1 protein-coding gene is annotated in these 1,781 nt (G+C 69.8%); it reads right to left on the bottom strand.

What is annotated here, in order from left to right:
* Positions 1 to 151: 151 nt before the first annotated feature.
* A partial coding sequence (locus tag QZ994_RS19780) for an efflux transporter outer membrane subunit (RefSeq protein ID WP_290877786.1) occupies positions 152 to 1,781 on the bottom strand: 1,630 nt, incomplete at its 5' end.

Genomic DNA, 1,781 nt, shown 5'->3' with positions numbered 1-1,781 from the left:
CACACCGGGGTGGTCATGCCGTGAGGGCCCCACCACTGGCGCAACAGGTCAGGCTCGATCCAGGCGCGAAACACGTCGCTGGGCGGGGCATCGATCAGGCGGGTGATCGACAGTTCGAACTCGCCGGGCGGCGTGTCGAGGGGGTGAAGGCTCATATTATTATTCTCCTTCGCGGGCAGGCATTTGCTGGCCAACGCGCAACTATGGCCATAAAACCGTCGGTTCGCGAAAGCGCAATTGGGAATAAAGTCGCAGTTATTAAGATCCGATGCTGCACCGACGTGCCAAATCGACGACGATAGCGCCCATGAACATTCAAACCGCAACGACTGACGGTTCCCCGCGCCTGGTGTGCTACAGCCACCTCACCGCCGCCCAGGGCGCGCACCAAGGCCACGTCCAGGCTGAAGAGGCGGGTCTGCAGGCCGGTGAGTTCGCGCTGCTGGGCCAGCAGGGCGTCTTCGGCAGTCAGCACCTCGAGGTAGGTGGCCAGGCCGCCTTCGTAGCGGTTGCGGGCGATGCGCCAGGCTTCGCGCGAGGCCTCGACCGCCGCCTGGGCCTGCTGCAGGCGGCCCACCAGGGCCTGTTCGCTGGTGGCCACATCGGCCACGTCCTGCAGGGCCTGGGTCAGGGTCTGCTTGTACTGGGCCACGGCCTCGTTGTACTGGGCGTGGGCCTGCTTGTACTGGCCTTGCAGGCGGCCCTGGTCGAACAGCGGCAGCGAGATCGCCGGGCCAAAGCTGCCGATGCGCGAGCCCGGGTCGGTCAGCAGGTTCAGCCCGAGCGACTGCGCGCCGATGGCCGCACTGAGGTTGAGGTTGGGGTAGAAGGCGGCCTTGGCGGCGTCGATCTGCTGGCCGGCGGCTTCGGCACGCAGGCGGGCGGCGGTGATGTCGGGGCGGCGGCCGAGCAGGTTGAGTTCCAGCTGCGCGGGCAGGCCCTGCACCTGAGCCAGGTCCACCGTGGGGCGCTGGATGCGCAGGCCGCGGTCGGGCCCGGCACCCATCAGCGCGGCGATCAGGTGGCGCTGCAGCGCCAGGGATTCGTCGATGGCCAGGCGTTCGCCTTCGGCCTGGGCCAGGCGGGCCTCGACCTGCTTGACGCTGCCGCGGGTTTCCAGGCCGTGTGCTTCACGCTCTCTGAAGAGCAGCAGGCTCTCGCGGCGCACCTTGAGCGCGGCCTCGGCCGTGTCGCGCTGGGCGTGCAGGCGGGCCAGCTCGGCATAGGCCTGGGCGATGTTGGCGGCCAGCACCACGCGGGCCTGGGCGGCTTCGGCCTGGCTGGCCTGCCATTGCGAGGTGGCGGCGGCCAGGGCGCTGTGCTGGCGACCCCACCAGTCGACCTCGTAGTTCAGCTCGATGGCGGCCCGGCCGTAATCGTTCCAGCCCTGGGGCACAAAGGCGGCCGGGATGCCGTTGTTGTACGACTGCCGCTGCTGCGTGGCACCCAGGCTGGCCTGCACGCTGGGCCCCAGGTTGGCGCCCTGTTGCTGGGCGATGGCGGCGGCGGCTTGCAGGCGGGCCTGGGCCAGCTGCAGGCTGGGGGCGCCTTGAAGGGCTTCGTTGACAAGGGTGTCGAGCTGGGCGTCGCCATAACGCTGCCACCAGGCGTCTTGCGGCCAGGCGGTGGGCGCGAGGGCGGCGCGCCGGTTGGCATCGTCCTGACCCAATGAGACGGGGGAGGCCAGTTCGCTCACCGGGGTGAGCGTGGCGCGGGGGCCGAGTTCAGGCACCTGGGCGCAGGCCGTGAGCAAGAGGGTGAGCACGCCGAGGCTGGCGGCG

Origin of the sequence: Aquabacterium sp. (genome assembly GCF_021768455.1) — a bacterium.
Taxonomy (GTDB): Bacteria; Pseudomonadota; Gammaproteobacteria; order Burkholderiales; family Burkholderiaceae_C; genus Aquabacterium.
This window is presented reverse-complemented; position numbering and strand designations above follow the sequence as displayed.